Origin of the sequence: Xenorhabdus mauleonii (genome assembly GCF_900113945.1) — a bacterium.
Classification (GTDB): Bacteria; Pseudomonadota; Gammaproteobacteria; order Enterobacterales; family Enterobacteriaceae; genus Xenorhabdus; species Xenorhabdus mauleonii.
Map to the genome: position 1 here is coordinate 1 of NZ_FORG01000081.1, position 2,199 is coordinate 2,199.

General features: G+C 47.9%; 3 protein-coding genes. 2 read left to right on the forward strand and 1 reads right to left on the reverse strand.

Annotation, left to right across the window (positions count from 1 at the left end; translation table 11 throughout):
* Together BM100_RS22250 and BM100_RS22255 are read left to right on the forward strand one after the other, a co-directional pair.
* The coding region (locus BM100_RS22250; protein ID WP_175495009.1) for a VENN motif pre-toxin domain-containing protein at positions 1-1,599 on the forward strand (1,599 nt) is incomplete at its 5' end.
* Between the two features lie 12 nt (positions 1,600-1,611).
* The gene (locus BM100_RS22255; protein WP_038242448.1) at positions 1,612-1,869 is read left to right on the forward strand and encodes a MafI family immunity protein; all 258 of its coding nucleotides are present in this window, start codon (positions 1,612-1,614) and stop codon (positions 1,867-1,869) included.
* A gap of 50 nt (positions 1,870-1,919) precedes the next feature.
* Here the strand turns inward: BM100_RS22255 and BM100_RS22260 are convergent, their stop codons facing one another.
* Positions 1,920-2,162: a SymE family type I addiction module toxin gene (locus tag BM100_RS22260; RefSeq protein ID WP_092514979.1), complete on the reverse strand. Its 243-nt coding sequence runs from the start codon at positions 2,160-2,162 to the stop codon at positions 1,920-1,922.
* Between the last annotated feature and the right edge of the window lie 37 nt (positions 2,163-2,199).

The following is a 2,199-nucleotide window of genomic DNA, read 5'->3' on the forward strand; positions in this document are numbered from 1 at the left end:
TTTGACAAGGAGAAAGAGCGCCAGCGTCTGGCACAAGCTCAGGCCATTGCAGAAATTGGTAATCAGGCGATGGATATCTACAATACGCAGGAAGCGATTGCGGCGACGAAGACCGCCACGGAAGCGATGAAAGACCCGCAACAGCGACAGGCATTGAAGGAAAAGGCAGCAGCCCAACTGGAAAAAGAAAACAAGGAAATTAATGCCAAGACGGTTGCTGACCGTGCATACAGTATCGCATATGATAACGCTTTTGAAGATCAGGGTGCAGCCATCGGCGGTAAGCGACGTCAGGCGGTGACAGCCGTCGTCACGGCATTGCAGGGACTGGCTGGCGGAGATATCAAGGCGGCGATTGCCAATGGTGCGGCTCCTTATTTAGCGAATGCCGTCAAGGATCTGACGTATGGTAATAAAACGGAATATAGCCAGCTCACGCCGGAAGAAAAAGCCACCAATCTGCTGGCGCACGCAATTTTAGGCGGTGTCATTGCCGAGATGAAAGGCGGGTCAGCAACAGGCGGCGCAGTAGGCGCAGTGGGAGGAGAACTGGCGGCTTCTGCCATTGCCGGAGCACTTTATTCGGGCAAATCCATAGAAGAATTGTCACCGGATGAGAAGGAAACAGTCAGTAATTTGTCTACACTGGCAGGTGGGATAGCGGCAGGACTGGCGACGAATTCCACGGCGGGAGGGGTAGATGGGGCACAGACCGCCAAAAACGCCGTTGAGAATAATGCCTTGAGTTTGCCAAAAGGGTTGATGGAATACGGGCAGGCGCAAAGTTCACTTGCTATGCAAATGCTCAAGGAAGGAGCAACGCCGGATGAATTGTCGGAAGCCTTGGCGAAACAGGCTCGGGGCACCCACCCGGAAGGGCAAGATCCTGTCAGGGGCTTGCTTGTTGCGTGGGGGAACTTCTTTGGCGTGCCACTGGAAGTGGTGATGTCCAATGAACAGATGACACCCGAGAAAGCGGCTGAAATTGTAAGCAGCGGCATCCCGACCAGTGAAGGAAAAGTGATACAGTATGTGGCGGCGAAGACCTTTTTGGCACTGACTAAAAATTCGGGAACAGCCAATAAAACGGAAAGCCCGTTGCCGCAATGGAGTGCCGGTGAAGGAAAATTTAGCCCGAAAGAACAAGGCAAGGTTACAAACGTTGAGAATGCAACAAGCAAACTTGATGCAAAATCACTGCCTTACAAAGACACGGTTGGAAGTGTTGGAAAAAGCACAGATTATACAGATATTCTCTCTCCAGAAGCGAAAAAACATATACTGTATGGTGATAGCCCTACCAGTGGTGGTCATTTATTCCCGGGAAATCCAGGAAAAACGACTTTCCCATCTAATTGGACGAAAGAAAAAATTATCCATGAAATAGGTGATATTGCGACTTCGCCGAAGACTCAGTGGTATGCGCAATCAGGAACTGGCGGGCTTTATACTAAGGCAGGAAAACCCGCCAGATGGGTTGCTTGGGAAGTTCGTGATGGTGTTCGCATGAGGGTAATTTATGAGCCTGCAAATGGCAAAGTTGTTACTGCATTCCCAGATAAAATGTCGAAACCAACAACCTTGAAGCCTATAAAATAAGGAGTATCAAATATGAATGTGAACAAAAAAATCAGGCTTTTAGGTGAAGGATTGAAAGATCGCTTGGAACCTTCACTTGTTGATTATGACTTGGAGTATATAAATCATTCGGAAAATGTCCTAGCGTTCGAGACATTATGTGATCATATAGCTGATTATGATGTTGAAATAACAAAAGATGAATATAATCAGATAATTAAAATTATTGATGACCTATCATTAGAGATTGATGAAAGATACCTATATATTAATCCAGATAAAAAATTATAAATGATAAAAGAACCCAGCCCAAGTGTGAGCTGGGTTCTTCCTTTTAGCCGTCAGTTGTTCTCAACCAGCCGGATAATCAACAGCCCGTGCTCAATGCAGACCTGCACCGGTTGCCCGGTCGCAAATCCCGCTGCTTCCAGCCAGTTCCCCTTGAGATGTAAACTGGGATGCTGGCTGTAATGGCGGGTCATGCCGGTGTTGCGGTCGGCATGGCGGGTACTGATGTAGCCGACTTTATAGCGGCGCTGGGCTTTCGAATGGGTTGAATTTACATTACAATCGCGGTTAGCCATAGTAACTACTCCAATAGTTGCTTACGGTTAGCGGCAA